The organism is Kitasatospora sp. SC0581 (assembly GCF_048159585.1).
Lineage (GTDB): Bacteria > Actinomycetota > Actinomycetes > Streptomycetales > Streptomycetaceae > Kitasatospora.
Map to the genome: position 1 here is coordinate 1 of NZ_JBLRWA010000169.1, position 411 is coordinate 411.

General features: G+C 76.4%; 1 pseudogene. It reads right to left on the reverse strand.

Annotated elements, in window-relative coordinates:
- Positions 1-411, reverse strand: a pseudogene (locus tag ACLWS4_RS37615) (hypothetical protein); the annotation flags it as partial.

Consider the following 411-nt stretch of genomic DNA (forward strand, 5'->3'; position numbering starts at 1 on the left):
AGCCCGCGTCCCAGTCCCTCGGGGCCGTCGCCCAGCTCCAGGTCCACGTGCACGCCGATGTCGTCCAGTCCGCTCACCACCGTCCCCGTGACGAGGTCTCCTTCCCGGACGGCGCCCAGCAGGGACCGGACCCGGTCGGCCCGTGTGCTGTCGGTGCGCCAGCGGGCCCGCAGGACACCGTCGGGATCGGGCAGCTGACCGGCCATCAGCGGGGCCGGGCCGCCAGGGCCCAGCGGTACCAGGGCGGCACGCCGCCCCGGGCCGTCGGAGATCATCGGATGGCTGAGGTCGTCCCGGCCCATCCAGGCCTCGGCGATCCGCTCCGGGGCGAACCGGCCGTCGGGCCACCGCTGGACGAGCAGCTCCAGCCGCTCCCCGCACCCGAGGACGGCGGTGCGCACGGCCGCGATG